Raw genomic sequence first — 24,831 nt, forward strand, 5'->3', positions numbered from 1 at the left:
CATGGTGGGTCGTCCCGTACTTTTAGTCGGGACAGCTCACCTCGCGATAGCTTTTACGGATTCACTTTAAACTCCCGGAAAGCAGTAGGCAACCATATCTGCATTTGATTGGCGCCACGATTATTCCAGGAAAAATAAGGGATGGCTTTTACGGTTCTGTCCTTTACCTGGATAGTCTGTCCGTCAGGAGCACCGCCAGGCTCTTTTACACTGAATGCAATGGTATTTACCCCACCGAGCAAGCTCGGCTCATATTTTACAGCAAAGCTGGTTGCTTTGGGCACAATGAAGTTCCACGCCTGCCCACTGTTATCAGCCCCTTCTACACAATAGACCATGGGTCCATATTGAATAGCCACACGCTCATTGTTCTGTTTCAACTCCGGACGGCTTACTACGCGTCTCACTTCCATGGGCGTATTGATCTCCACTACTTCTCCTTTTTTCCATTTGCGATCTATTACTGCATAACCTTGCTCTTCTTTAAACGCTACAGGTTTGCCATTGATAGTTACAGTGAATTTAGTGTCCTGTTGGTCTTCAAAAGAATACAAACCACCCGGTGCAGGCTCACGAAGCCAGCCCGGTATGCGCAGCCTCAGCTGCATTGTCTTTTTTGGCGCTGCCGTAACCGCGATGGTCGTTTTGCCATTCCAGGGATAGCCGGTTTGCGTAGACAGGCTGAATGATTCTTTTTGTACCGGCACACTTACATCACTGCCAATGTACAGGTTTACCCATACAGCATTATTGGAAGTTGAGTAAACATAGTTGCCGAGCGAAGCTACCAGCCGCGCAATGTTGGAAGGACAGCAAGCGGTACCAAACCACTCCCGGCGCTGGTGCGTACCGGAAGAAGCAAGCGGATTGCCGTAAAAGAAACGATCGCCTGTCAATGACAAACCATCAAGAGCACCATTATACAGGCTCTTTTCCAGCACATCGATGTACCGGGCATCACCGGTAAGATTGTTCATACGCTGGTTCCAAAACACCATGCCTACAGAAGCACAGGTTTCACAATAAGCACTTTCGTTTGGCAGGTCGTAGTCGATGCCAAAACCTTCATTCCTTCCCTGCGCACCAATGCCGCCGGTGATGTACATATTGCGCCCCACCACATCATCCCAAATGGCATGCATGGCTTTTATATAGCCTTCTTCATTGGTCACGGCTGCTACGTCGGCTGCACCGGTGTACATATACATGGCGCGCACGGCATGACCGGTAATATTTCGCTGATCCTTTACAGGAATACTATCCTGGCAATAATTAGGGTCTTTCCACTGGTCCCAGATCACCCCCTTGCCATGTCCATGACCACGTTGCTCCAGGAACCATTGTGCCAGCTCCAGGTACTTGCGTTGATTGGTATGATGATACAGCCGCATGAGCGCCAGTTCTATCTCCTGGTGACCACTCACCCATGGACGGTTCTGCTGCCGGAACATAGAATCGATATGATCGGCAAAACGGATGGCAGCATCCAGCAATTGTTTTTTGCCGGTGGTGTTGTAGTAAGCGATGCCCGCCTCTATGAGGTGACCAGCACAATAATCTTCATGCTTCTCCATATCGGTCCAGCGCTTATCAAGTCCAACAAGGGTATAGAAAGTGTTGAGATAACCATCTGGTTGCTGTGCAGCAGCAATCTTCGCGATCCACTCATCAGCCTTTCGCTCAATAGACGGGTTCGGATTATTCTTCAGCGAATAAGCAATTGCTTCCAGCGCCTTATATACATCGGAGTCGTCATAATAAATGCCCTCATGCGTACCACTCTTTTTAGCAGCCTTTTCAAAATTGCGGATGCGGCCGGTTCTGTTTTCAGTATACAGGATACAGGCATTGAGCGTGCCGGTGGCCACACTATACATTCTACCTTTCCAGAAGCCATCCGTAATAGTCACCTGTGAAAAGTTGACAGGATTTACTTTTTGCAGCGATTGCTGCGTCGCCGCAGTGAATGGCAAAAGCAATGACAGGGATAATGATCGAATGAGTCTCATAATATATGCTTAAATAGCTTAGTCAAATGTATGAATAAGATAATTGTAATATTGCCATACTTTTTAGCTTGCTGTTTTAAATAGCTCTGTTAATTAGCACCTTACGATATGCTGAAGAAAGCCACCCAACGCCGGTACCTTGCAGGAATAGTAGCTCTTTCCGCCATTGGCATCATGGGCGTTTCCGCCACCCGGAAAGCAGACCAACACCCAGCTGCCGCTGCAGACAAACCCAATATCATTTATATCCTAACCGATGATATGGGCTACGGCGACCTTTCCTGCCTGAATAAAGACTCTAAGATCACAACGCCGGTGATGGACCAGTTAGCAAAGGAAGGTGTGGTGTTCACCGATGCCCATTCCAATTCAGCCGTGTGCACACCTACCCGCTATGGAATATTGACCGGACGTTATGCCTTCCGTTCCTCCCTCAAAAAAGGAGTATTGAATGGCTATTCTCCGGCTTTGATTGAACCGGGGCGCGTTACGGTAGCTTCTTTCCTCAAAGACAATGGCTATCAAACCGCCTGCATCGGCAAGTGGCACCTCGGACTTGGCTGGCAAAGGACCGATCCCTCCAAACCGATCTTCAACAATACCAAATCACCCGACACGGCAGACAATGTCAATTACGCACTGCCCCTCACCGATGGACCGGCCAACCACGGTTTTGATTACTCCTATATTCTCCCGGCATCGCTCGACATGAATCCCTACTGCTATGTGGAGAACAACAAAACAGTGAATGCACCCACGGCCTTTACTCCCGGCAAATCATCCGAACGCGGTGTATTCTGGCGCGGTGGTAATATGTCACCCGACTTCGACTTCTTCCAGGTGCTCCCCCACTTCATCGACAAGTCCGTAACCTATATCAATGAACACAGCACTAAAAAAGGATCACCTTTCTTTTTATACCTGCCCCTGCCGGCGCCCCACACCCCCTGGATGCCGGTAGCAGAATATGAAAAAGCATCAAAAGCAGGTAAGTATGGCGACTATGTAGCCGAAGTCGATAAGATGATCGGTAAAGTAGTAGCAGCACTTGAAAAAAATGGCCTTGCCGAAAACACCCTGATCATCGTTACCTCCGACAATGGTTCCGACTGGAAGCCTGAGGACATTGAAAAAACACAACACCAGGCCAATTATATCTACAAAGGACGCAAAGCCGATATTTACGAATCAGGTCACCGCATTCCCTTTGTAGCCCGTTGGCCGGCTAAGATCCCTGCAGGATCTGTTTCCAACCAAACCATGTGTACTACCGATCTGCTGGGTACGGTGGCAGCCATTATCAACAAGCCATTACCTGCCCAGGCAGGCGAAGACAGTTACAACATGCTGGATGCCTTTGTAAAACCCGCCAACAACAAACCCATCCGTGAAGCCACCATCCACCACTCTATCGATGGCTTCTTCGCCATTCGCAAAGGCAACTGGAAGTTGACTACGCAACTGGGGTCAGGCGGTTTCAGCACACCGAAAGTAATAAAGCCCGAGCCCGGCGAAGCCCCCGGCACATTATATGATCTGTCGAAAGACCCAACCGAACAGACCAATGTTTACAAGGAACATCCTGAAGTAGTAAAAGAATTATCCGCATTACTGGAACAATACCGCAAACAGGGATACAGCAGGCCAATGAAATAACATGCTACCTTGTTATGGCAACCATTCCCTTTCGTTGGATGACGTTGCCCAGGTGATCTACACCGGCAGCCATCCAGATGAAAGTACCGGTTTGCTTCAGCCCTTTGGCAGCGCCATCCCAGCCTATTGCTGCATTGGTAGACTTAAATACCTGTTCACCCCAGCGGTTGTACACCACCAGGTATTTAAACTCTTTTATGCCTGTAGGAATAGCTTTAAGCACATCATTTCTCTTGTCCCCATTAGGCGAGAAAGCAGTGGGCACATAAATATCAGCCAGTTTGCCAAAACATACGGTGTCTCCGATACCTGTATTGCCACGGACGGTGACCATGACAGAATCTATGGCCTCACAGGCGCCTACACTTGCCGTTACATAATACCTGGTAGTAACAAGGGGATTAGCCACAGGGCTGGCAATATCGGTTTGACTCAACCCACTTGCCGGTGTCCAGGAAAAACGGGCAGAGGCTGCGTTGGCAGTTACAGGCAGCACAACGCCCTTCCCCGTACAAACAGTAAGGTCGTTACCAGCTTCCACTGTCAGGCGATTATCAAGAGATATCAATACAGATTTGGTGGTGATTAGCGCTGTCGCATCTTTGACAGTAACGGTATAAGGCCCCGCTCCCAATCCTGCAAATACATTACTGCCTTGCCAGTTATTACCATCGAGAGAATACTGATAAGGAGCTACTCCATTGTTGGCAAAAACTGTAATACTACCATCGTTATTACTGCAGGTAGCATTTCCAGACGTGGCACTTACTTGTATACCAACATTTGGACAATCATGCCCGATGATCGCATATATTGTCTTGACAGTCCCAAAAGCATCTTTTACAGTAACCGTGTAATTGCCGGCAGCAAGCCCGGCAAATAAACCTGCAGATTGGAAATTGAAGCCATCTATCGAATAACCATATGGAGCAAAACCATCTGTAGCAGAAATAGTCAGCTGGCCATCATTGTTGCCGCACGACACATCAGTTTTCGTCACAGTAAGCGCTATATCACAGAACTTACGAATGTAGATCGAGAACAAATTGACTACACTGGCACTGTTTTTAATACGAACGGTATGTAGTCCCCACGATAGGTTATTAAATTCAGGAGCCGTTTGGTAATTAATGCCGTCAAGCGAATAGGTATACGGATCAGGCGGATTTCCTTGCGGATAAATAGTTATGAAGCCTCCATTGTTACAGGTAGATTGGCTATAGTAAACATCTACAGGAAATTTACTGCATCCGTTTCCTTGCGCAGCCACAAACCAGTAAGCCTTTAAACAGCCCAAAGCATCCTTCACGATCGGCTCATAAGTACCGGGAGAAATATTATTGAAGATATTGCTGGCTTGATAATTAATCCCATCGAGCGTATACGTATAAGGAGGTGTGCCGCCGGAAGCAGTCACCTCCATTACACCATCGGCACCTGTACAACCAGTTGGGTTGACAAGCATTTTGGCTGATAAATTAGGGCCAACACCATTATTACCGACCAGCACGGATGTATAAGCAGTGGTGCCTGTAGCGTCTTTTACACCCACCGTATAAGTAGAACCGCCTGCTACATACAAAACACCACTACTCTGAAAATCCCATCCGTTATAATTATAAGTATAGGGCGCCACGCCACCGGAAGCCCGGATAACTAACTTTCCATTGTTATTAAAACAGGTAGAAGGCGTACTGGTCGCACTCACAGAAAGCGCAGATTGCTGAGCATGAAGGCAAACAGGAAACGCTGCCAGCATGAAAAACAAACAGGCATAAAGAACGGCTGCTGCAACGTAACGATTCCCGGAAAGCATCGGAGAACTATATACTGTACAATATACACTTGTTTTAAGTGTAACCCGGGAAGGCAACTAAGGTGTACTGCCGTTTTTCGCTGCACGGTTTTCGGCTAAAACAACACAGTTACAGTGAGATTTGACACACTTAATAGATCGTGTAATAAAGAAATAGAGTTAGTCTTAAATTGCCCATCCATAATTATATTTTGGCCAACTAAGTATATCGCTCGTCTCTTCCTTTTCTTTTTTTGCAGAGCCCGCATAGGCGGGCTTTGCTATTTTAAATATATCCACGGAAGGAGGCTCCTTCAACGTGCTCCCGCTCATCGAGAAACCTTTGCAAGGCATCTTCATCAAAAGGACGCACCGATATCATGACCGACACGATCGTACCACCAATGATCAGGACGCCCAAAACGGGCATTCGAAGTAGAAATACTTTGAGAAATCTTTATCCCTAAGATCAACTTCACATTCTTGAATAAATTCCTCCCAGAGGCTCTCCTTTTCCGTCACTGGCGCAAGTATGCCGCCCGGCTCGGCCGCGCTGGGTACTTGTGCCTGGAGTCTCCACAACTTTCTCCTTCCTCGCCACCTGAACAATCTTCAACGCACCGCCACGCAACATGATAGCCTCTCCGTCCTCTACTTTATAAAACACGATGCCAATCGTATGAAGCATCACTTGTCCAGGTTGTACCTCAAGACTATGTTCCAGTTGAAACCCAGGCATTTTCTTACTCATTGTCAGCAATTCACTTTTAGTAATGTTGGAAGAATAACGCTGCTTGCCAAAATCAACAGCTCCCCCACAGGAAACGATCCTGAAATGCGTAGCGTCTTCAGGAAACAAGTCCTTCTTACGTCGTACAATACAAGCTGGCACATTTAACCGCATAACGCCTGTCGCTACATCCATCGCATGCTCCGGTCTTACTGGCAATGCTCTATCCAGGCTTAGCAAACGATTATAGTTGAATCCTTCCAGTAGTTGAAGGTTGCCTGCATCCGCGTGACGCGAACCATATTCATTCACTGCATCCGACTTAGCTGCCTTATGTAGCCACTTGTTCATGTGGCTGTTCAGTTTGGGGTCTTTCACAGCACGCACCATACTGCCCAATGCACGTCGCAGCAACATAGCATCCCTGATAGCCCTGCCAAACTCACTGGCATTACGCCGCGTAAGATCAAGATTCTTGTGCTTAAGCACCTGTTCAGAAGTAGGACCCGGTTTGTTTCGAAGTTGTTTTCCCATAAAATTGGATTTTACTCAAACTTACGATCATGCATAACCAATTTCCAAATCGCGATGATCCAAAATGACTCACATGAGGCCAGATTATCCGAAATGGTGTATCTTATTTGACAAGTTTCGTCCTAAAATAACCGTCAGAGCTGTGGTCAGGCCGCTCAAAGCGGCCAGACTAATAGCTACACCCAGCCTCCTCCATAGTTCCCATATAGCAGAAGCATGACAATAGTAAGCCGATAGTAAGACAATTGTAAGGCAATAGTAAGAGAATAGTAAGGCGGGAGGGCTCAAATGCAGCAGGGACGCTGGAATACGCTTATAGCCACTGTACGGCTTATTGGTAGATCGGAGTATAACTTATTGAAGCACATATAATATACAAGACAAAAAAAGCAATAAGAACAATTTATATTTCCAACTTAAATCCTAAAAATCTTATAAATCCAGGTTCAGACTTTCCTTCTCAAATAAAAGATCAACCCAACAACAAATACACCTCCTGCTATAACATACAAAATAGTATTTTGTTGTTGCTTCGCCAACGATATCGGCTGCAAATGACCGCTATACACAAACCCCGCCCAATAATAAGGCAGATGCATCGTAGCATTCTCTGTATGCTCCTGCAACCACTGCAGCCTCGCATCATGCAACGCCAGTGCAGGATCTTTTCCCCGCTGCAATTCCTCATAAAATCGCTGCGTAATACCAATCGCCGCGTCATCATTTACATTCCATAGCCCGGAAACCACACCACCGGCACCCGCAGCAGTAAAGCCACGGCTTAAACTATTAACGCCTTCCCCGGCCAGCCATTCACCATCGGCAGTTTTACAAGCTCCCAGCACCACCAGCGCCGGAGCAAAATGTCGGTAACGCAGGTCGAACAAATAAAAAGGCTGATCATACAATTGCAAATAAGGAACAGCCTCCTCAACACCCGACACGCCATGCGTACTGATATGCATGACACCTGTACCATTTGCACGGGAGGTAAACTCCTGCCAGGTAGCCATCGAATCGAGATAGTAATCACCCTTGATCATTCCTTGCAATGACCCATACTCCTGCATAACCGATAGCTCCGGTTGCCGCTGGCCTTTTCCTTTAGATACAAAAAATCCCGTAAAGCCATTACCTGCGTAAGTAGCAGACTGCTGCTGATACCAGGTTTGCAAAGAATAAGCTTGCGATAAAGCCACTTGCTTAAACAGAAAAGGCCATGAAGCGTAATTATTACTGTATTGATCATTGGTCACCAGCGCATCGAAAGGCAGGTAGTTGAACTGACCATCCGGGATCAACAGGTAGCGCTGCCCTACCGTCCACTTATAACCGGCAAATAGCGACTTGTAGATAGCATAGCTCTCCCCAAAATACTGCTTTGGCGCGTTCATCATAGGCCCTGCTCCCTTCAGGAACCAACGTCCCATGAATTGCTGCACGGCGTGCTGCACTTGACCGCTGTTTTCAATGCTCCTTACATTATTGACACCCTTATTGTCTGCTTCTATGACATAAGCATTATTAAACCCTGCGAAGAACTCCAACACCGTTACCCCGACAGGGATACGCTGAAAATACTGATGCAGCTGCGCCATGCCGATCATATTGACAGTCGAAAGGTCTTGCATCGGGTTCTTTTTATTCAGCAGCGACAATTCATACTCGGCCACCTGAAGCAATGCCGGGATATTCTTGTTGTTGGGAGCCACAGCCAGTTCATGCTGATAATAAATGATGGCATCCTGCAGCTGCCTCATCTTGCGGGTAATGCTGTCTGTAGACTGTTTATGCTGTGCCTGGTCAATCCGGGCCGCCCTTTCCTCTGCCAGCACCTGTGCCTTGGAAAGTTCAGCAATGAGCAATAACTGCTCCTGGTACTTTTTCTGTTGTGTGGAAGTCCACAATCCATATGCCAGTTGCATGGCCCCATCCGCACGCAACCTGGTCATTTGTAATTCCTTCAGCTTGGATTCTGTATAATAAAATGCCGACCGCAATTTGCGCCCGGCAGCAAATACAGCAATATAATGCTCCATGGCAGCTTCCCGTTTATCCAGCAGCGGCAATATAGCCGCCTTGCCAGCCAGCGCATCAGCCAGTGTACTCTCGCTATATAGCAATGCTTCATCCGGCACATCCAGTAAGTCGGCCGGTTGCCAGGAAGGTAATAACCAACGCAAAGCCTGTTGATAATACTGTAAAGCCTCCTGCGGCTTACCAGTCTTCTTGCATACATCACCCAGCAACACATTCACTTTCGCTTTTTCGCGTTGGCGTGCAGAAGGATAATAACGATTGAACAACTGCAATGCGGCACGGGCATACTGCAAGGCAACCCCATCCTTTTCCTGTAATGTCGCGATGCGCGCAGCCATTTGCAAGGCACTCCCATACCAATACACAGCATCCGTATCGTGTTTGTATTGCTTTAAATGATGCAACGCTTCCGCTATTACACCACTTGCCGTATCGTACCTTCCCTGTTCCGTTAACACATCCGCCGAAGTACTCAGCAACAATCCATACAAAGAAGTACGATGATCGGCCTTGGCAATACCTTCCCTACAATATTGCATGGCCGTTGATAAGTCTCCTTTCCAACGGGCGCAGATAGCCATATTGCTATAAGCAGCGGCTATTTCCCGGTTATTGTTTTGCTGTTGTGCCAGCGCCAATATTTTACTATGAATGAGCAAGGCAGTGTTATAATCCGCCAGCCGGGTATAATTATTCCCCAGCGGTTTCAATACATAGTTGATATTATCCGCGTCGGGCAAGGGATAAGCTTCATAAAACCCAAGTGCTGTTTCATAAGCATTGATAGAAGAAAGGATATTGCCCGTTTGCAGCTGGTAATACCCTTGCAGGATCAGCACATTGAACCAGGCCAGGCGTTCATCATACGAGACGTATGATCGCCAAGCGTCCTGTTGAGTGGCCATAAGGAAATCGATACGCTCAAAAGGAGCAGCATCTACATAATCGATGCGTGCATACAACCATTGCTCCAGATTGTCTTTCTGCCGCAGCTCCTGCAACTGGCGCTGCAAAGTAGCAGGCACCCCGGTACTATCAGGCGATGCATAAGATCGAAGAAGAAAGAAAGTACAATAAAAGGCAAACTGTAAAACTACCCTATACAGGCAGTGCGTCATCAGGGTTGTATTTCGCTAAAAATAATTATAATTTCCAGCTTGCATACAGGAAAATACGTTGATGCGATGGATTGATGTATTGCAGAAAACGACAGCCAACAGCAGGACCGGTCCGTACCATGCCCAGTTGCACGTCCGCAAAGACAGCACCACGCCAGTTGGTAAACGATTCAAGCTGTTTATGCTCATCACCCTTCAGCAAGGCCAGCCCTTGGCCATTGGCCCGTTGCACCCAGGTCTCTACCGACGGCTTAATACTTCTTTCTACATCTACTGCCACCAATGCACCCGCACCAGCTACCAGCCAGTTATTCAGGTTACGCCGGAAGAACACAGGGACAGCCTCTGCTGATAACACCTTTTGCTTGCGGTAATAATCGCGGTATTCCACCTTATAGCCTACCCCATTGATCATGGTATCGCCACCCTGCCTGCGGCCATCATACGATTCGATCGTGCGCGACTTTTGCAGGTAAAGCTCCCATTGAAAGTAGTTACGATAAGCAGCATATTCCGACAAGCTGAACCCCAATACATAATTCTGCTGCGCTATATCCGCAGGCACTTTACCGGGAATAGCATTGTAACCGATAATAATACCGGGCGACAACCCTCTCTTGAAACGGCCCGTCGATCGGTTCGTATACACCGGTTCATTTTTATCAAATACAATAGAGGCCCGGCTGGTAAAAGGCAACTTCTTCATCTTTTTGTTGAACCGCAGCTTATATCGCACATAGCCCATCGTAGAGTCTGGATCACTGATACCATCCTGCTGCGTACCAGGCAGGTAAATATTCTTAAAGATGAATTGAATACTATCCTTCGTAAGTATGGTATCGATACAGCTTTGATTGGCATAAGCCGAATCACACCAGGCACAGGCCGGCTTCATGTCCACGAGTTCCACCGTGGCCGTATTCAGCATGCCGGGAATAGTAACAGTCACAGCCACCCTTTTGGCAGGCCCCTTACCGGTATTCTGGAATTGTATCTTGTATATATTCTCCTTGCCTTTACCGGCAAAGCGGTAATTGAGGCGACGGTTCCTGAGCATGATACGGTTGGGATCATGAGACGCTACGATCTGCAATTCGAGACTGTATTGCTCCACATCGAGAGAAGGATCATCAGGAATGAACAGACCGGTTACAGTTACCACAGCATTGGTATCCTTGATCATTTCAGGCAGCGTATTCAGCGAAAGGAACATGAACTGCTCCTGCTTCACCCCATCTATCCGCCAGATATGATGCTTGCGATAACCTTCCATCTGTTGTTTGAGGAACTGCTTCAGCTGCGGTTTATCCGCAAAAGGCGCTGCACTGCCCGCGCTGGCAGTGAACAAGCTCTTCTTACCGTTCCTGTTTTCTCTATAAGAAGCAGCTACCGCTTCCATGCCCCATTCTTCAGCGGGCGCATAAGCCAATAGCGAATCGAGGCCAATACTTTTTTCCTGGTGATAACGCCGGGCCTCTGCCATATCGAAACTGTTCTGGGCAAACTGCTTTTCATTATACAGCAACATCACCGAGCCACTTACTGCCGGCAGCGGGCTGCCCGGCTTATTCCGGTAGCCCAGCAGCAATACCATGTCTTCTCCCGGCCGCGGCATCTGGTTGGTGATCATTTCCAGCGATCCGGTGCCTTTGAAAAAAGCAGGCGCTGTATTGGCTGCCAGCATGGTCTTCTTTTCCACCTTTATCTTCTTAAGACGCGTAGGCGGCTTTTTACCATCATCATAATTATTCGTAGCATACAGGCGCACAGGATAATCGCCGGTATCCTTGTATACATGATGCGGTTCCTTTTCAAAACTATAAGAACCGTCACCAAATTCCCAGAAGTAAGTATAAAATGGAACAGGTGCCCCGGCAACGCCGCGCAGCGGGCGCAGTTGGGAAGTAAATTTCACGCGGTTGTCCTCGATCAGAGGTTCTACCACGGCAGGCAAGGTATCATTTACCTGCGCCATGGCCAGTTGACTTAGCAATAGCAATCCTGTTATCAGGCCCGGTTTCATGTTCAGCCGTTTTATGGTGTTCAGAGGTATATCAACAAGACATTGGATTTGTTACCCCACGAAAGATATAAAAAAAGACGCATGATTAAAGAGTTTATAGCCATAAGCTTCGGATAGTATACACCACATAAAAGACGCTCCGCCCGAAGCCGCCGGCAGGTAGCTTGTTCAAACAAATTGACGTATATTACAATATGGCCGTTAAACCTTTGATAAGGAAGCTGTTGAAGATTACCGGTATCACCATCGGCATCCTGCTGGTGCTGCTGGTACTGGCCTACGTGTGGTTTGTACACCATGCCGAAAGCATCATCCGGGAGATCGTACACCTCAAATCAAAAGGCAAAGTAGAACTGTCCCTCAAAAACGTCTCCTACAATTTCAGCGACCGCCGGCTCGACCTGAAAGAAGCCATTTTATACAACACAGACTCATTAACGACAAAAACCGCCTATCACGTATCAGTTAAGCGCCTCAGCCTGCAACTGCATGCCCTGACGCCACTGATATTGCACCGGGAACTGGCCATCGACAGTATCCTGATCAACAACCCCGACATCAGGGTTATGAAGTCGGATACGCTCCAGAAAAAACACGGCTCCCTCTCCCATGAGATCGGCAACCTGTATAATTCTATTCATAAAGCATTGTCGTTGTTTTCCGTTGGTCACTTCCAGATCGACAATGGCCGCTTCTCCCTGGCCAATAGCGCACGGGAAGACTGGCAGCCGGTCACCATTTCCAACATTTACTTCCGCATCAATAACCTGAAAGTAGATAAAGATAAAAAGGACGGCCAAGGCTTCTATTTCAGCGACGACATCGTTTTCAATACCCATCACCAGGAGATCACATTTCCCGATGGCCGCTACCGCATGGCCTTCAGCAATTTCAGGATCGATGTAAAAGACCGGACGATCGCACTGGACAGTTGCCATATCATTTCCACTGGCTTGCAGCAAAAGAAAGTATCGGTAAACCTGTTCTTTGACAAGCTGCGTTTTGCCAATATGGATTTCCCGTCACTCTATGCAGGCAATATCATCAAGGCAGATTCCATGTATGCTGTAAACCCATTGCTCAACCTGAAAGTAACGGTAGATAGTGTACATCAGAAAGATAAGCCCCCCGTTCAGATGGATACCCTGCTGCGCCACCTGGGCATCAACACACAGCTTAAATACATGGGTGTGAAGAATATCAGCACCTCCGTGGTCACTACACAAAGCGGACAATCTGCTGAATTCAGTACGAAAGGCGATGACTTTGAAATGCGCGACCTCGTAATTGATCGCACAGCAGAACAGCCAGTCACGGTTGGCCGCTTCGACATGGCCGTGCGGGGATATTCCAGCCTGAACAAAGACAGCACTTATCGCTTTAAGTTCGATAGCATCCGCATCGAGAACTCGAGCATATTACTCAATAACTTTTCGATCAACAGCCTTAACCACGCTGCAGTCGTACGCCATCATCAATTACCGTTGTTCGAACTGGACAGCCTGTCATGGGAGGAACTAATTTTCAACCGCCACATCAAAGCAAAACAGGCAGTACTATACGGCCCCAAAATACATTACATCAAATCCACCATTACCCAAAAAGGCAAGAAGACATCTATATATTCCATGCTCAATTCGCTGGACAACTCCATGTCCCTGGAAAGAATACGCGTCATCAACGGCAATGTATCCTTTGAACCCAACCCTGATACAAGACTACTGCTCCAACAGGTAAACCTCACTGTCAGAAGTAACCGTCTGCTGGCAGCCCGCTCCTCCTCTATGATGGGCGATGCGGTAGACTCTTTACATTTTGAAAATGGCAGCATAAAAACAAAAAAACTGTTGGCCACCATATACAGAGGTAGCTTCAAAGGAGATGGCAGCCTGCTCGAAGCAGCCGAAGCCACCGTCCATGACCGGGAAGGTAAAATGAGCGTAAAAGTAAAAGGCTTACGCATGAGTGGACTGGACTTCAACGACAGCAATGATCATATCAATGTAGGATCGGCCACCTGGAAAGAAGCAGTAGTATCTTTGCAAACAGGACATAAAGCCCCTGCTCCGGCCAATCGTTCCCCCATCACCTTAAGCATGCAGCATATACAGGGCAACAATACCCACCTCTCTATAACAGGCCCTAATCATACCATCACCACCTTTGTCACAACCCTGCGCGTGGATGCAGTGACAAAAGAACTGGGGGCTGGAGAGGAAGGACAGCAACAAAAGCCCAAACTGGAAGGCGTAGCCATCCACGGCACTTACCTGCAGTACATCGGCAAGGATATGTCATTGAATACAGGCGCATACAACCTGGCACCCATGGCACGCTCGCACATCGATGACATCCGCTTCACCCGTTATACTACCCACGACAGCATCACCGCCGCCATACCACAGGTGAACCTGGTACCCGACCTCGAAGCGATGATGGCAGGAGACTTGCGGGCAGAAGAGATCACACTGAAGGATCCTGCCCTGATCGTTAAACTATCAAAGACAGAAGAGAAGGAACAGTACAAGAATAGCAGCAAGCCCTTACCAGCTATATATATTAAGAAACTATTGGTAGAACAACCATTGCTACACCTGCAGCAGCGGCAGGATGAACATACACTACAACTCAACTGGAACCGGGGGGAACAACCCGCCCGTAATCAATGGTCCTTCACCAACATCAGGCACGATGGAAAAGAGCCCCTCAACATTGGTAAGATCAGCATAGCAGGCACAGACGTATCGTTTGCCCGGCATGCAGACAAGTCGATTGTGCTGAAACCACAAAGCATACAATTGGTACTGGACAATACAGCCGTTGCCACGATCAAACACCACGACGTACCCTGGAAAACGGTCATAGAGAAATTTGCACTCCGGAATATGCAGGTAGATGGCATAGGCAAAGACAGTGGCCAGCTAAAACTACAGGCACTCTCTCTGGAGCACCTGGCCCTCCAAGCTGATCAACATCACCGGGAATGGCTCAACAACAGTCCTCACTTTTACCTGCAGGACTTCTCGGGAGAACTGACTACCACTAAAAACTATTTTCACTGGAAACAGTTAAGCTACCAGCACCAGCAAAGAACATTAACAGTCGATTCATTTGCCTATACACCAGTGCAGGAAAGAGACGCCTACGTAGCCGCACACCCCTACCAGACAGACTACATACAACTACATACCGGTAAGATCAGCATGCACAACCCCGATCTGCATGGTTATTTCAGGGACACATTGGCCCATGTAGCTACCATGCACATCGAGAACCCCTTGATCAGCGTATACCGCGATAAGCGACCACCCCGTGAACCCCACGTAATAAGGCCGTTACCCGTTGACATGCTTAAGAACCTGCAGCTGAAACTGAAAGTAGACAGCATATTGGTACACAACGGGCTCGTGCGGTATGAAGAATTGAGTGAGAAGACAGGTCGCGCAGGTGTCATCGGCATCTCGAAACTGAACGCATCACTGGTCAGTATCAAAAGCCACGACCTCCACCCTACAGATAGCCTACGCCTGCATGCAGACGCCTGGCTGCTGGATTCCATCCATGTTAATTTACGCCTCCACGAATCCTACACAGATTCACTGGCAGCCTTTCATATGACGACCAAAATTGGCCCCACCAACCTGATGGTATTGAATAAAGTAGTAGAGCCACTGGCTTCTGTCAGGATCAGATCCGGCCACCTGGACACACTTACACTAAGAGCAATCGGCCGGGAGTATTTATCCTACGGCGAAATGAAGATGCTCTACCGTAAGCTAAACGTACAATTCCTGCAGGCAGGCGATGCACAAAAAAGAAGCTTTATAACGAAGATGATCACCTTCATAGCCAACACCTTTGTGATCAAAACCCGTAATGAGCATAAAACAGGCATCATCTACTTCGAGCGCCTCCGCGACCGGTCCATCTTCAACTACATGATTAAGATGGTGATGAGTGGTGCCGGCTCCAGCGTAGGCGCCAAAAAGAACAATAAATACATCAAACACTACAAACGTGAGTTGCGCAGGCAAGGGCTTCCTCCGATACATTTATAACATATGATTTTGATACACGCAAATCAATTATGTGTATATTCGGAATTGAGTGCAATTTTAAACAGCACGCTATTGAAATGAAACTTACACTGGCACTTCTGCTTACCGTTTTCTTGATTTCAAACGCTTATTCCCAATCTGTGACCTATGAAGACTTCAGGACCGTTATCCCATCCCTCCAAAAAGAAGACTTCAAAGAAGCTTTTGACAAATCAAGCAAGATTTTAAGTTCAACCCAAAACGACAGCTCCGACTTACGAGGCATCGTTACCTATATGAACATCTTTTCAGCAGCAGGCATGGTCGTACTGAATCAAATGACGCATGACGACTTTATCAAAAACGCGAATAAATACATTGGACAGTATATCGTCATGTCTGCACACCCCTGCGTCGACACTTCATCCCGCGCTTTCAACTCACTACAGTTTACTAAAGATGAGAGTGGTAAATTACAAGGCTTTACAATCGCAGCCAATAATGCCAAGACAAGCATTCTTTGCTTTGAGTATTTCGACTATGCTGCGCCGGTCAATCCCTCAGAATTTATCGGAAAAAATGTACGGTGCGGAGGAATATTGAAAGCTGTAGAAACAAACCCCAATAAGTCAATAATTTGGGTAGCAAGACTTCGCATCGCTGATGCGTTTGCAAGAGTAATGACGCCGAGATAAGGCAAATACCCTGGAGCCAGGTTTAAAGTTTCAACAGGAATAACCCCCAATCAATAATCCCGTCCTTTCACTCAAGAAGACCTCCTTCCAACTCAATACAACATTTCTCCACGTATAACCCGGCCTACATTTGTCAAACCTAACCGGGAAAAATTATTTGGACAGGTTTAATATCCTACATAACTTGTAGGATATAAGTATTCTCCTGCCATCGATAAAGACATATCACCGCTCGTATTGTTGTAACAGTCAATCCATGATGGGTTGCGCTTGTCAATAAGCACGCCCATCCAATTCCAGTATCGCTTTTCTTATCGTTTATTCCATCATTATTAAATACTATCATTATGAGTCAGCAGTGGCACTTCGACACATTGCAATTGCATGCCGGTCAACAAATTGATCCAACCACCAAAGCAAGGGCTGTGCCCATATACCAAACCACCTCCTACGGGTTCGACAATGCTGCCCATGCAGCCGACCTCTTCGGATTAAGGCAGTTTGGCAATATCTATTCCCGCATCATGAACCCCACCACGGATGTGTTTGAAAAGAGAATCGCAGCGCTGGAAGGTGGTGTAGCAGCCCTGGCCACCTCTTCAGGTCAGGCAGCTCAGTTCCTCGCCCTCAATAACATATTGCAGGCGGGCGATAACTTCATATCTACTTCCTATTTATATGGAGGCACCTACAACCAATTCAAAGTAGCCTTCAAACGCCTCGGCGTTGAAGTACGCTTTGTAGACGGAGATGACGTAAACGACTTCGCACGTCAAGTCGATAAGAACACAAAAGCTATTTACCTCGAAACCATTGGCAACCCACGCCTCAACATCCCTGATTTTGAGAAGTTTGCCCAGCTCGCCAAAGAATACGATCTGCCACTGATAGTAGACAACACCTTCGGCGCTGGCGGTTACCTGTTCAGGCCATTGGAACATGGCGCCAACATCGTAGTAGAGTCTGCCACCAAATGGATTGGCGGCCACGGCACCTCCATTGGCGGCGTGATAGTTGACGGCGGCAATTACAACTGGGGCAACGGTAAATTCCCACAATTCACAGAACCCTCTGAAGGCTACCATGGCCTGAAGTTCTGGGACATATTTGGTGAAGGAAACCCACTCGGCCTGCCCAATATCGCATTCGCTATCCGCGCACGCGTAGAAGGATTGCGCGACTTCGGACCATCCCTGAGTCCTTTCAACTCATTCCTGTTGCTGCAGGGCCTGGAAACATTGTCACTGCGCGTACAACGCCATGTAGACAACGCACTGGCGCTGGCCAATTGGTTGCAAAACCACCCATTGGTTGAGTTCGTAGAGTATCCGGGATTGAACAACAATCCCTATCATGACCTTGCCCGCAAATACCTCACCAATGGATATGGCGGTATACTCAACTTCGGCATCAAAGGCGGTAAGGAAAAAGCCAGCCAGTTTATTGATTCTTTGAAACTGGCCAGCCACCTGGCGAATGTTGGCGATGCTAAAACACTGGTAATACATCCTGCTTCTACCACCCACGAACAACTGAGCGCAGAAGAACAACTCGCTTCCGGCGTTCGCCCCAACCAGGTGAGAGTAAGCGCAGGTATTGAACACATAGGCGACATCATTGCCGACTTCGAGCAGGCAATCGATAAGGTCTTTGCCAAAGAACTTGTATCATAATTAGAAAGTGCCACTCATGCCATCCCACATCTCTCCATGTGGGGTGGCCTTTTTTCTCAGTAACGCAGTGATTTGAACATGAGCGATCATCAATTATTTGAATACCGCAAACCATTTACACTTGAAAGCGGTATCACCCTCGCGGGTTATCAACTTGCTTATCATACCTACGGTGCCCTGAATGCACAACGCAATAACGTCGTATGGATATTCCATGCATTGACCGCCAACAGCGATGCAGCCAGTTGGTGGCCGGGGCTGGTAGGCCCGTCGAAACTATTCGACCCGAAACAGTATTTCATCGTTTGCGTCAACATGCCAGGCAGCTGTTACGGCAGTATTGGACCGTTAGAGAAAAAGCCTGACAGTGAAGAACTGTATTACCATGATTTTCCGGCGTTCACCATACGCGATATGGTACGCGCATACCAGCCATTACGACAACACCTGGGCATCGACAAGATCCATATTGGCATTGGTGGATCGATGGGCGGACAGCAATTACTCGAATGGGCTATCGAAGAGCCAGAGGCTTTTGAATACATTGTTCCCATTGCAACCAATGCCTGGCATTCGGCCTGGGGCAAAGCATTCAATGCATCACAACGTGCTTGTATAGAAGCAGATCCTACCTGGCAGCAAAGCACGCCGGAAGCAGGAACAGAAGGAATGAAGGTGGCACGCAGTGTAGCACTACTCTCCTACCGCCATTATCAAACCTACGACCTGTTTCAAAGCGATGATGCACCCTACCCCGTAGGGCAATACAAAGCAGGCTCCTACCAGCAATACCAGGGAGAAAAGCTGGCCAAACGCTTTAATGCCTTCAGCTATCACCGCCTGAGCGCCAGCATGGATAGTCACCACGTGGGCAGGGGAAGGAACGACGCCCCCACCGCACTACGGTCCATTAAAGCAAAGGCCCTGGTAATAGGAATAGAGACAGATATTTTGTTCCCCGTGTCCGAACAACGCTACTTAGCGCAACACATACCGGGCGCAAGACTGGCAGTGATCAATTCACTGTATGGACACGATGGTTTCCTGCTGGAGTTTGAAATTATAGAGAAGGAGATAACAGCTTTTTTAAAAACGGCAGGTTACAGACTTCAGGTTAACTGATCCTTTACTTACTACCATTTTTCCAACCATTTTTCAGCAAACGCTTTTCCATCCAGGTCTTTCTTCACCACTTCGTCCAGTAATGTCTTGGCAAGTGGCAGATCGCCTGGCTGGTTACGTTTCATGAGTGTAACAGCTTGATAAAAAACACCTTTATTGGAGTAGGCTTTTTGTTCAGATAATTGCTTGAACCAACGCAATGCCTCATCGTATTTTTGCAACCGCAAATTGATAACACCTGCATACTCGAGCGCCTTCAGGTTGCCACCATTATTATTTATAATAGCTTCAGACATGGCCAGCGATTCACTGAGCTTGCCCTGGTTGTACAGGTCGCGCATCGCTTGAACGCTATCTATCGTGCTGTTCATGGAAACATCGAGATCCAATAATTCCTGCTGAATATAGCGGTCAGCCATTTGTTGCTTCGACACAGGCAGCAACAGGTTGATCGTAAATATCAATCCCACAAGAACAGCTGCTGCGGCCACATAGCGCCAGATACGGTTGATCGGTCTTACAACCCGCAATGGGGATGAAGACACCGGTTGTTGTTCGTACAGCTCTTTGAACCGCTCTATCTTTTCGTTCCGGGCTTTTTCCTGTAATAGCCGTTGAGTAGTGAGATAAAAAGCTACTTCTTCCGCAAAGGAAGTGTCATCCAGCAGCTTTTGCTCGAATTCGCCGCTATCGACAGCCGGCTCAGTGCTTTTGAAGTAGTCGTCTATGTACGCAAGATGTTTCATGTGACCTTTATGTCGGTTTGTATAATCGGCGCAGTTTTTCCAGGCAACGTAGCCTGCTGGTCTTTACCACATCGGCTGTTTTGTACTCCATCAGTGCGGCTATTTCCTTATCTGTGTGTCCTTCTGCCGAGAGCTGTAGCAACTGGTGGCAGGTATCTCCCACCTCCGTCAACCGTTGCCTCAACAGTGCTTCATCTGCTTGATCTGCCAGTTTTTGCACGATGGTCTTCGCAGCATCCGAGACATGTACCAACATGTCCGTGATATCGACCGTTTGATGCACCTTATTCTTATTAGTCGTCCTTTTGCGTAACAGGTCAACGCTTTTGTTATGAAAAATTTTGTACAACCAGGTTTTTAGAGAAGAGGCCCGTTCAAAGGTTCCGTCGGAGATCTTTTCGATGGCTGTGAGGATCGTATCGGAGTAAGCATCAAAGGCTTCGTCCTCCGTGAGCGAGTGTTTACGCATCCCCTCATGTATAAAATACATATATGTAGTAAACAGCTCTTCCTCCCCTTTTCGTTTGTTAATGCCGCCACGGGTAAGACTTTCGATGATCCGGAGATCGGCAACAGGTAAATTTTTAGACTCGTTCATTATAGAATGCGGCAGTTGCATGTAAGATACCAAAAATATGCCCAAAAATAATTTATGCAACCTGTTTCCCCCACCACAAATGCTGCGTCTAATCAAATAAGATCGGACTAACCCCCGCGACTACTTAGCTATCTATCCATGCTAAAACCGCGTATCTCAATATTCCTGTAGAGAACAATTTACCAGATAATGACAATTTAAAATAACTGCGCGGCAGGGATTTGCAGTGCTATAACATAAAGCCCCCGCTTCTGCGTGGGGCTTTATAGCCCATTTAAAAGCGCAATAAAACAGTAAACCCGGTTAGAAAGCCGGGGCACATTAACCAACGTAGCAATAAGACTATCTTCTATGAAAGTGCAAAACATGCATCTTAGTGACGATACAGTGCCGTTCGATTCACGGGAAGCCCAGCAGGTTTACCACCTGGCCAGGATGAAACAACTGGAAGAAGAATTGAACCGGTTGAATATATTGGAGCACCCCCACGAGATACAGGCCATCTGCAAGCAGATCATCGCCATTAAGGAGTTGTTGCGCAAGATCACACCCGTTACTTAATAACCCATTATTCAACCACAGGCTGCTGCGAAAAGGAGCGCACCGCCTTCTTGCCACGCCACCAGCGATAGACAACGACCAACACGATCAGGGCCAACGCAAGGGCCGGTAATAACAGCCACCAGGCAGTAGTCGTTTGCTCCGGCAGCACAGTTACCTTCCCCGTCAACACAGGCACTGCCCAGCAATAAGGCAGTGCATTTTCTTTAGAAGTAGCCATAAACTCCAGCTTGGCATGTTGCAACGCCACGTCGGCTGGCTCGCCTGCTGCCAGGTATTTATAAAAAGAAGTAGTCAGCGCATAAGTTTTTTTATCCTCAGCCTTCCACAAGTTGGTTATAGCAGCCGGAATACCAAGCGCAGCAAACCCCCGGTTGAAACTGAACACCCCCTCTCCCTGGTAAAATTTACCGGTGCCAGTCTCGCAGGCCGACAGTACCACAAGGCTGGTTGCAGGCTTTTTATCACTCACCAGGTCCGACAGGTAGAGCAAAGAATCGGCAAAATAGATCACTGGCTCCCCCTGCATATTATCCATGGCATGCGTATACAACTGAATTACCCGGTAGTCGGCAAAATGCCGGAGGAAGTTGTTACGGGATGCTTCCCTCCCGGTAAAATTATCTGCAGAGCCAAAATAGTCCGTCAAAGCATTCAGCGAGCGATCACTTTCCTTCAATGCGGGTAGCCGGGTACCTGCATATTGCACCGGCGCAAACCCCATAAAAGGCTTGGCTTTTTTATTGGTAACAGCCGCAAAGTCATTCAGCAGGTAGCGGGCCGAATAAGTATAGCTGATAGCATAATCTTTAAGCAAATAATTGACCGGGCTCATGCGCGTCACCAGCGCCTCAAAAGGAAAATAATGCCCGTCGGGTGAAATGATCAATCGACCCGGAGGGATCCCATCACGCTGAAAGATCAGTTGGTACAGGCTATGCGATACCTGTGTAAAAGTGTCGAAATTGGTATTCTGCTTGTTGTAGTCGGTAAGATAACTGATAAACTGGTTGGCGAGGCTGTCATACAGCTGCTTATCGATCTTCCGGAAGCGGGCGTCTTTTGCAGTAATGATCATTACGTACACCGCACTGTCACCGGAAAAGATCTCTACCAACCCCTGGTGATCTTTCAGGATCGACTGCCTCACCTGTTGCAGGTTCACAAAATTCGTATCGAGGAAGCTCTGATAGTAAAATGGGTTGCGTGCCTTGATAGAGTTTGTCAGCGTACTGAGTTGCTGCTGGGTATTGGCTTTTTCGGCCTCCTTAGTAGCACGGTCGGAAGCAGACAGCTGCCGGTTGTCCAGCTCCCGGGTAAGAGTATTGAGCCGCTGCGTAGCCTGCGTTTGCTCCAGGATGTCCTGCTCTCCCATCCAGCGCTGCTCTGCCAGTTGGTCGTTCAGCAATACGGCACGGCTTTTTTCAAAAAAGTAAAAAGCATCTTCTGTGTTGCGGGAATCGTAACAAGCCTCCAACGCATGTTCATACAAGCCATGACTGTTACTGCGCCAGAATAATTTGGAGTTGAGGTTCGATTGTTCCCCCTTGATACGATTCACCAGTTGATCGGCCCTTTTAAAAATATCGATAGCCGTACGCAGATCCCCTGTGTTGCCCGACCGGGCATACTGCTTCCGCCAGGTATCACCCTGCTCAGTCAGCAGGCCGGTGAGATAATGGATTTTTTTATACTTTACAAAAGCTTCCGTAGGGCTGTTTACGATCTCAGCCATACTAATGCCCGGCCTGATAAAGTCTAACGCCTTGCGAAAACACCTGAAAGCCGTGTCATACATGCCCTGCTGCACATACACTTCGGCCATATTGGCCCAGATATTCATCGACTCGGCAGAGTCTACGGTAAAATAAGTACTATCAGTATTATTATGTGCCAACGCCTCTTTGAACAGGGATAGCGCCTTCTTATAGTTTTTGTAATGCTTGAAATACACTTCAGTGGCCATGGTATTGAGCAGTTGTTTGCGCCCAAATGGCCGCTGCTCCACGGTGAGCGCTTGCCGGAAAGTTTTAATGGATTGATCATAATTGCCTTTATGCAATTCCATTTCTGCACGAAGGCCATAAAAAATACCCCTATAGGCAACGAAACTGCTGGTGCCCGATGCGTTGACCTCACTGTTCAGCAATACCTCCGCTTCATCATACCGCTTTAGTCGTATAAGGGCATTGACATGCCACACAAAGCTGCTGAACGCACAGCTAATAGCCAATGTACTGTCCCGGCGACTTTCGGCAAAAGGAAGAAACCCGATCGCTTTTGTTTTGCAGGCACTAAAAAAATCAATGCAATGGTGATAGTCACCCATGTTGAAAAAATACTCTCCGCGGTAGTAGAGTGCAGGCAGGGTCGAAGTATTGGTATAATTGAGCCGCCGGCTCACATCGATACAGCTATCGAGCGCCTTTATTCTTTCAGGTATATTATTGATCTTTTGATACGAATCGGCAATCCAATAATAGGCACGGAGTAGCTCCCGTTCATCTATAGCAGGATTATTGGGCACCCGCCTGATCAGCGAGGTCACCTGCTGAAAATATCGGATAGTGTTGAGATAGTTTTTTTGATAATACCAGGTATTGGCAATAGACCGGAGCAATAACACGCGTACTGAATCCTGGGCATACGGGCAGGCTGCGATCTTTTTTTCCAGCGCCAGCAATTCCCCCCTCGTCGAGTCATAAGGATAAGGATAATCTTTCAACCTGTTGATCTGCCGCCACAGGGAATCCCTGTCAGGACATTGACCCTTCAGTCCAACAGTCAGGAGCAGGCTACTAATAACAAAGACGACGAGCTTTAACATGGCAGTTAAAGGTAGTTAATAAAAACACACAGTCCCGGCAAACAGCTTTTAGCAAGCTGCATTGCCGGGACTTTCATCGCCTTTCTCTGTTCTAATATCGTTTACATGGTAGGTGGTGGTGGCGGCGGTGGCGGTGGTGGATCGATTTCACGGTCATCATCGGGGTCGTCCATTGTGATAACAGGAACAGCAGCGGCAGCAAAAGAAGGTGCATCATTCGACGTTAACGCTTTCCCCCCTTTCCGGATAAACACAGGAGGCGGAGTGACGAACACATGTAAAGTAAAATCCTTACAATTAGGCAGCTTGCTGGGCACTTCGGTCCATTCAAAAAGAATGGCATATTTCTTCTGCTTGATCGTATTATAACCGGTAAGATAACCGATATAATAGCCCTCTATGGCTTCTTTGCGATGCAGGATGGAAGGATCGAAAATAACATTCTTAAATACGACGTCGAACCATTTGGTATAGCCCTTGGGAGCGGGAGGTCCACCCTTTAGCGCTTGCGCATCAGTGGCGGCGGTTAATGCATTACTACTCATAAAACCCGTTTTTTTAAAGTGAACAATGGAGGTTTGCTATGTGCTATTGCTGGCACATCCCGTACATAACACCGCCAGGGCAGGTTTTAAAAGGTTACCTGTTGGTTTCAATACAAGGATGG

The 24,831-nt window shown here is 47.6% G+C and carries 16 protein-coding genes; 6 read left to right on the forward strand and 10 right to left on the reverse strand.

Features of this window, described 5'->3' with window-relative positions:
* Positions 1–53: 53 nt before the first annotated feature.
* Positions 54–2,009 carry a glycoside hydrolase family 127 protein gene (locus AC5JBY_RS29195; protein WP_495908227.1) on the reverse strand — a complete coding sequence of 652 codons (1,956 nt, stop codon included), beginning with the start codon at positions 2,007–2,009 and terminating at the stop codon, positions 54–56.
* A gap of 108 nt (positions 2,010–2,117) precedes the next feature.
* Between AC5JBY_RS29195 and AC5JBY_RS29200 the strand changes: the two genes are divergently transcribed.
* Entirely contained in the window at positions 2,118–3,665 is a 1,548-nt protein-coding gene (locus AC5JBY_RS29200) for a sulfatase family protein (RefSeq protein WP_495908228.1), read from the forward strand.
* A gap of 4 nt (positions 3,666–3,669) precedes the next feature.
* On the opposite strand, the gene AC5JBY_RS29205 is transcribed toward AC5JBY_RS29200, so the two are convergent.
* The 5 genes from AC5JBY_RS29205 to AC5JBY_RS29225 form a co-directional block, all read right to left on the reverse strand.
* Positions 3,670–5,373, reverse strand: a complete 1,704-nt coding sequence (locus AC5JBY_RS29205) for a T9SS type B sorting domain-containing protein (protein ID WP_495908229.1) — start codon at positions 5,371–5,373, stop codon at positions 3,670–3,672.
* Between the two features lie 373 nt (positions 5,374–5,746).
* A complete protein-coding gene (locus AC5JBY_RS29210; RefSeq protein WP_495908230.1) occupies positions 5,747–5,890 on the reverse strand; it encodes a hypothetical protein in 144 nt (47 codons plus the stop codon).
* A gap of 45 nt (positions 5,891–5,935) precedes the next feature.
* Positions 5,936–6,724 (reverse strand): hypothetical protein, encoded by a 789-nt coding sequence (locus AC5JBY_RS29215; protein ID WP_495908231.1) that lies wholly within the window; start codon positions 6,722–6,724, stop codon positions 5,936–5,938.
* Between the two features lie 446 nt (positions 6,725–7,170).
* Positions 7,171–9,882, reverse strand: coding sequence for a CHAT domain-containing protein (locus AC5JBY_RS29220; protein ID WP_495908232.1), 2,712 nt, complete (start codon positions 9,880–9,882; stop codon positions 7,171–7,173).
* A gap of 25 nt (positions 9,883–9,907) precedes the next feature.
* Positions 9,908–11,905, reverse strand: coding sequence for a PKD domain-containing protein (locus AC5JBY_RS29225; protein ID WP_495908233.1), 1,998 nt, complete (start codon positions 11,903–11,905; stop codon positions 9,908–9,910).
* A gap of 194 nt (positions 11,906–12,099) precedes the next feature.
* Here AC5JBY_RS29225 and AC5JBY_RS29230 point away from each other — a divergent pair, with 194 nt between their 5' ends.
* From AC5JBY_RS29230 to AC5JBY_RS29245, 4 genes are all read left to right on the forward strand, one after another.
* Positions 12,100–15,963 carry an AsmA family protein gene (locus tag AC5JBY_RS29230; RefSeq protein WP_495908234.1) on the forward strand — a complete coding sequence of 1,288 codons (3,864 nt, stop codon included), beginning with the start codon at positions 12,100–12,102 and terminating at the stop codon, positions 15,961–15,963.
* A gap of 77 nt (positions 15,964–16,040) precedes the next feature.
* On the forward strand, positions 16,041–16,637 hold the full coding sequence (locus AC5JBY_RS29235; protein WP_495908235.1) for a hypothetical protein: 597 nt from the start codon (positions 16,041–16,043) through the stop codon (positions 16,635–16,637).
* 347 nt (positions 16,638–16,984) lie between these two features.
* Positions 16,985–18,310, forward strand: coding sequence for an O-acetylhomoserine aminocarboxypropyltransferase/cysteine synthase family protein (locus AC5JBY_RS29240; RefSeq protein ID WP_495908236.1), 1,326 nt, complete (start codon positions 16,985–16,987; stop codon positions 18,308–18,310).
* Positions 18,311–18,388: 78 nt separating this feature from the next.
* Complete coding sequence (locus AC5JBY_RS29245; protein WP_495908237.1) at positions 18,389–19,432, forward strand: homoserine O-acetyltransferase family protein; 1,044 nt, start codon at positions 18,389–18,391, stop codon at positions 19,430–19,432.
* 11 nt (positions 19,433–19,443) lie between these two features.
* Here the strand turns inward: AC5JBY_RS29245 and AC5JBY_RS29250 are convergent, their stop codons facing one another.
* Positions 19,444–20,178 carry a tetratricopeptide repeat protein gene (locus tag AC5JBY_RS29250; protein WP_495908238.1) on the reverse strand — a complete coding sequence of 245 codons (735 nt, stop codon included), beginning with the start codon at positions 20,176–20,178 and terminating at the stop codon, positions 19,444–19,446.
* A 7-nt stretch (positions 20,179–20,185) separates the two neighbouring features.
* On the reverse strand, positions 20,186–20,776 hold the full coding sequence (locus tag AC5JBY_RS29255; RefSeq protein WP_495908239.1) for an RNA polymerase sigma factor: 591 nt from the start codon (positions 20,774–20,776) through the stop codon (positions 20,186–20,188).
* Positions 20,777–21,127: 351 nt separating this feature from the next.
* On the opposite strand from AC5JBY_RS29255, the gene AC5JBY_RS29260 reads away from it, so the two are divergent.
* Positions 21,128–21,337, forward strand: coding sequence for a hypothetical protein (locus tag AC5JBY_RS29260; protein WP_495908240.1), 210 nt, complete (start codon positions 21,128–21,130; stop codon positions 21,335–21,337).
* 7 nt (positions 21,338–21,344) lie between these two features.
* Here AC5JBY_RS29260 and AC5JBY_RS29265 read toward each other — a convergent pair whose 3' ends face one another.
* Both AC5JBY_RS29265 and AC5JBY_RS29270 read right to left on the reverse strand, forming a co-directional pair.
* Positions 21,345–24,164: a CHAT domain-containing protein gene (locus tag AC5JBY_RS29265; RefSeq protein ID WP_495908241.1), complete on the reverse strand. Its 2,820-nt coding sequence runs from the start codon at positions 24,162–24,164 to the stop codon at positions 21,345–21,347.
* Positions 24,165–24,265: 101 nt separating this feature from the next.
* The gene (locus tag AC5JBY_RS29270; protein ID WP_495908242.1) at positions 24,266–24,709 is read right to left on the reverse strand and encodes a hypothetical protein; all 444 of its coding nucleotides are present in this window, start codon (positions 24,707–24,709) and stop codon (positions 24,266–24,268) included.
* Between the last annotated feature and the right edge of the window lie 122 nt (positions 24,710–24,831).

This window comes from Paraflavitalea sp. (genome assembly GCF_059502485.1).

Bases quoted from the DNA above. Each gene is read 5' to 3' on its own strand.
- AC5JBY_RS29210 (WP_495908230.1), bottom strand. From the start codon at position 5,890: ATGCCCGTTTTGGGCGTCCTGATCATTGGTGGTACGATCGTGTCGGTC.
- AC5JBY_RS29270 (WP_495908242.1), bottom strand. From the start codon at position 24,709: ATGAGTAGTAATGCATTAACCGCCGCCACTGATGCGCAAGCGCTAAAG.
- AC5JBY_RS29220 (WP_495908232.1), bottom strand. From the start codon at position 9,882: ATGACGCACTGCCTGTATAGGGTAGTTTTACAGTTTGCCTTTTATTGT.
- AC5JBY_RS29225 (WP_495908233.1), bottom strand. From the start codon at position 11,905: ATGAAACCGGGCCTGATAACAGGATTGCTATTGCTAAGTCAACTGGCC.
- AC5JBY_RS29195 (WP_495908227.1), bottom strand. From the start codon at position 2,009: ATGAGACTCATTCGATCATTATCCCTGTCATTGCTTTTGCCATTCACT.
- AC5JBY_RS29215 (WP_495908231.1), bottom strand. From the start codon at position 6,724: ATGGGAAAACAACTTCGAAACAAACCGGGTCCTACTTCTGAACAGGTG.
- AC5JBY_RS29240 (WP_495908236.1), top strand. From the start codon at position 16,985: ATGAGTCAGCAGTGGCACTTCGACACATTGCAATTGCATGCCGGTCAA.
- AC5JBY_RS29265 (WP_495908241.1), bottom strand. From the start codon at position 24,164: ATGTTAAAGCTCGTCGTCTTTGTTATTAGTAGCCTGCTCCTGACTGTT.
- AC5JBY_RS29235 (WP_495908235.1), top strand. From the start codon at position 16,041: ATGAAACTTACACTGGCACTTCTGCTTACCGTTTTCTTGATTTCAAAC.
- AC5JBY_RS29260 (WP_495908240.1), top strand. From the start codon at position 21,128: ATGAAAGTGCAAAACATGCATCTTAGTGACGATACAGTGCCGTTCGAT.
- AC5JBY_RS29200 (WP_495908228.1), top strand. From the start codon at position 2,118: ATGCTGAAGAAAGCCACCCAACGCCGGTACCTTGCAGGAATAGTAGCT.
- AC5JBY_RS29230 (WP_495908234.1), top strand. From the start codon at position 12,100: ATGGCCGTTAAACCTTTGATAAGGAAGCTGTTGAAGATTACCGGTATC.
- AC5JBY_RS29245 (WP_495908237.1), top strand. From the start codon at position 18,389: ATGAGCGATCATCAATTATTTGAATACCGCAAACCATTTACACTTGAA.
- AC5JBY_RS29250 (WP_495908238.1), bottom strand. From the start codon at position 20,178: ATGAAACATCTTGCGTACATAGACGACTACTTCAAAAGCACTGAGCCG.
- AC5JBY_RS29255 (WP_495908239.1), bottom strand. From the start codon at position 20,776: ATGAACGAGTCTAAAAATTTACCTGTTGCCGATCTCCGGATCATCGAA.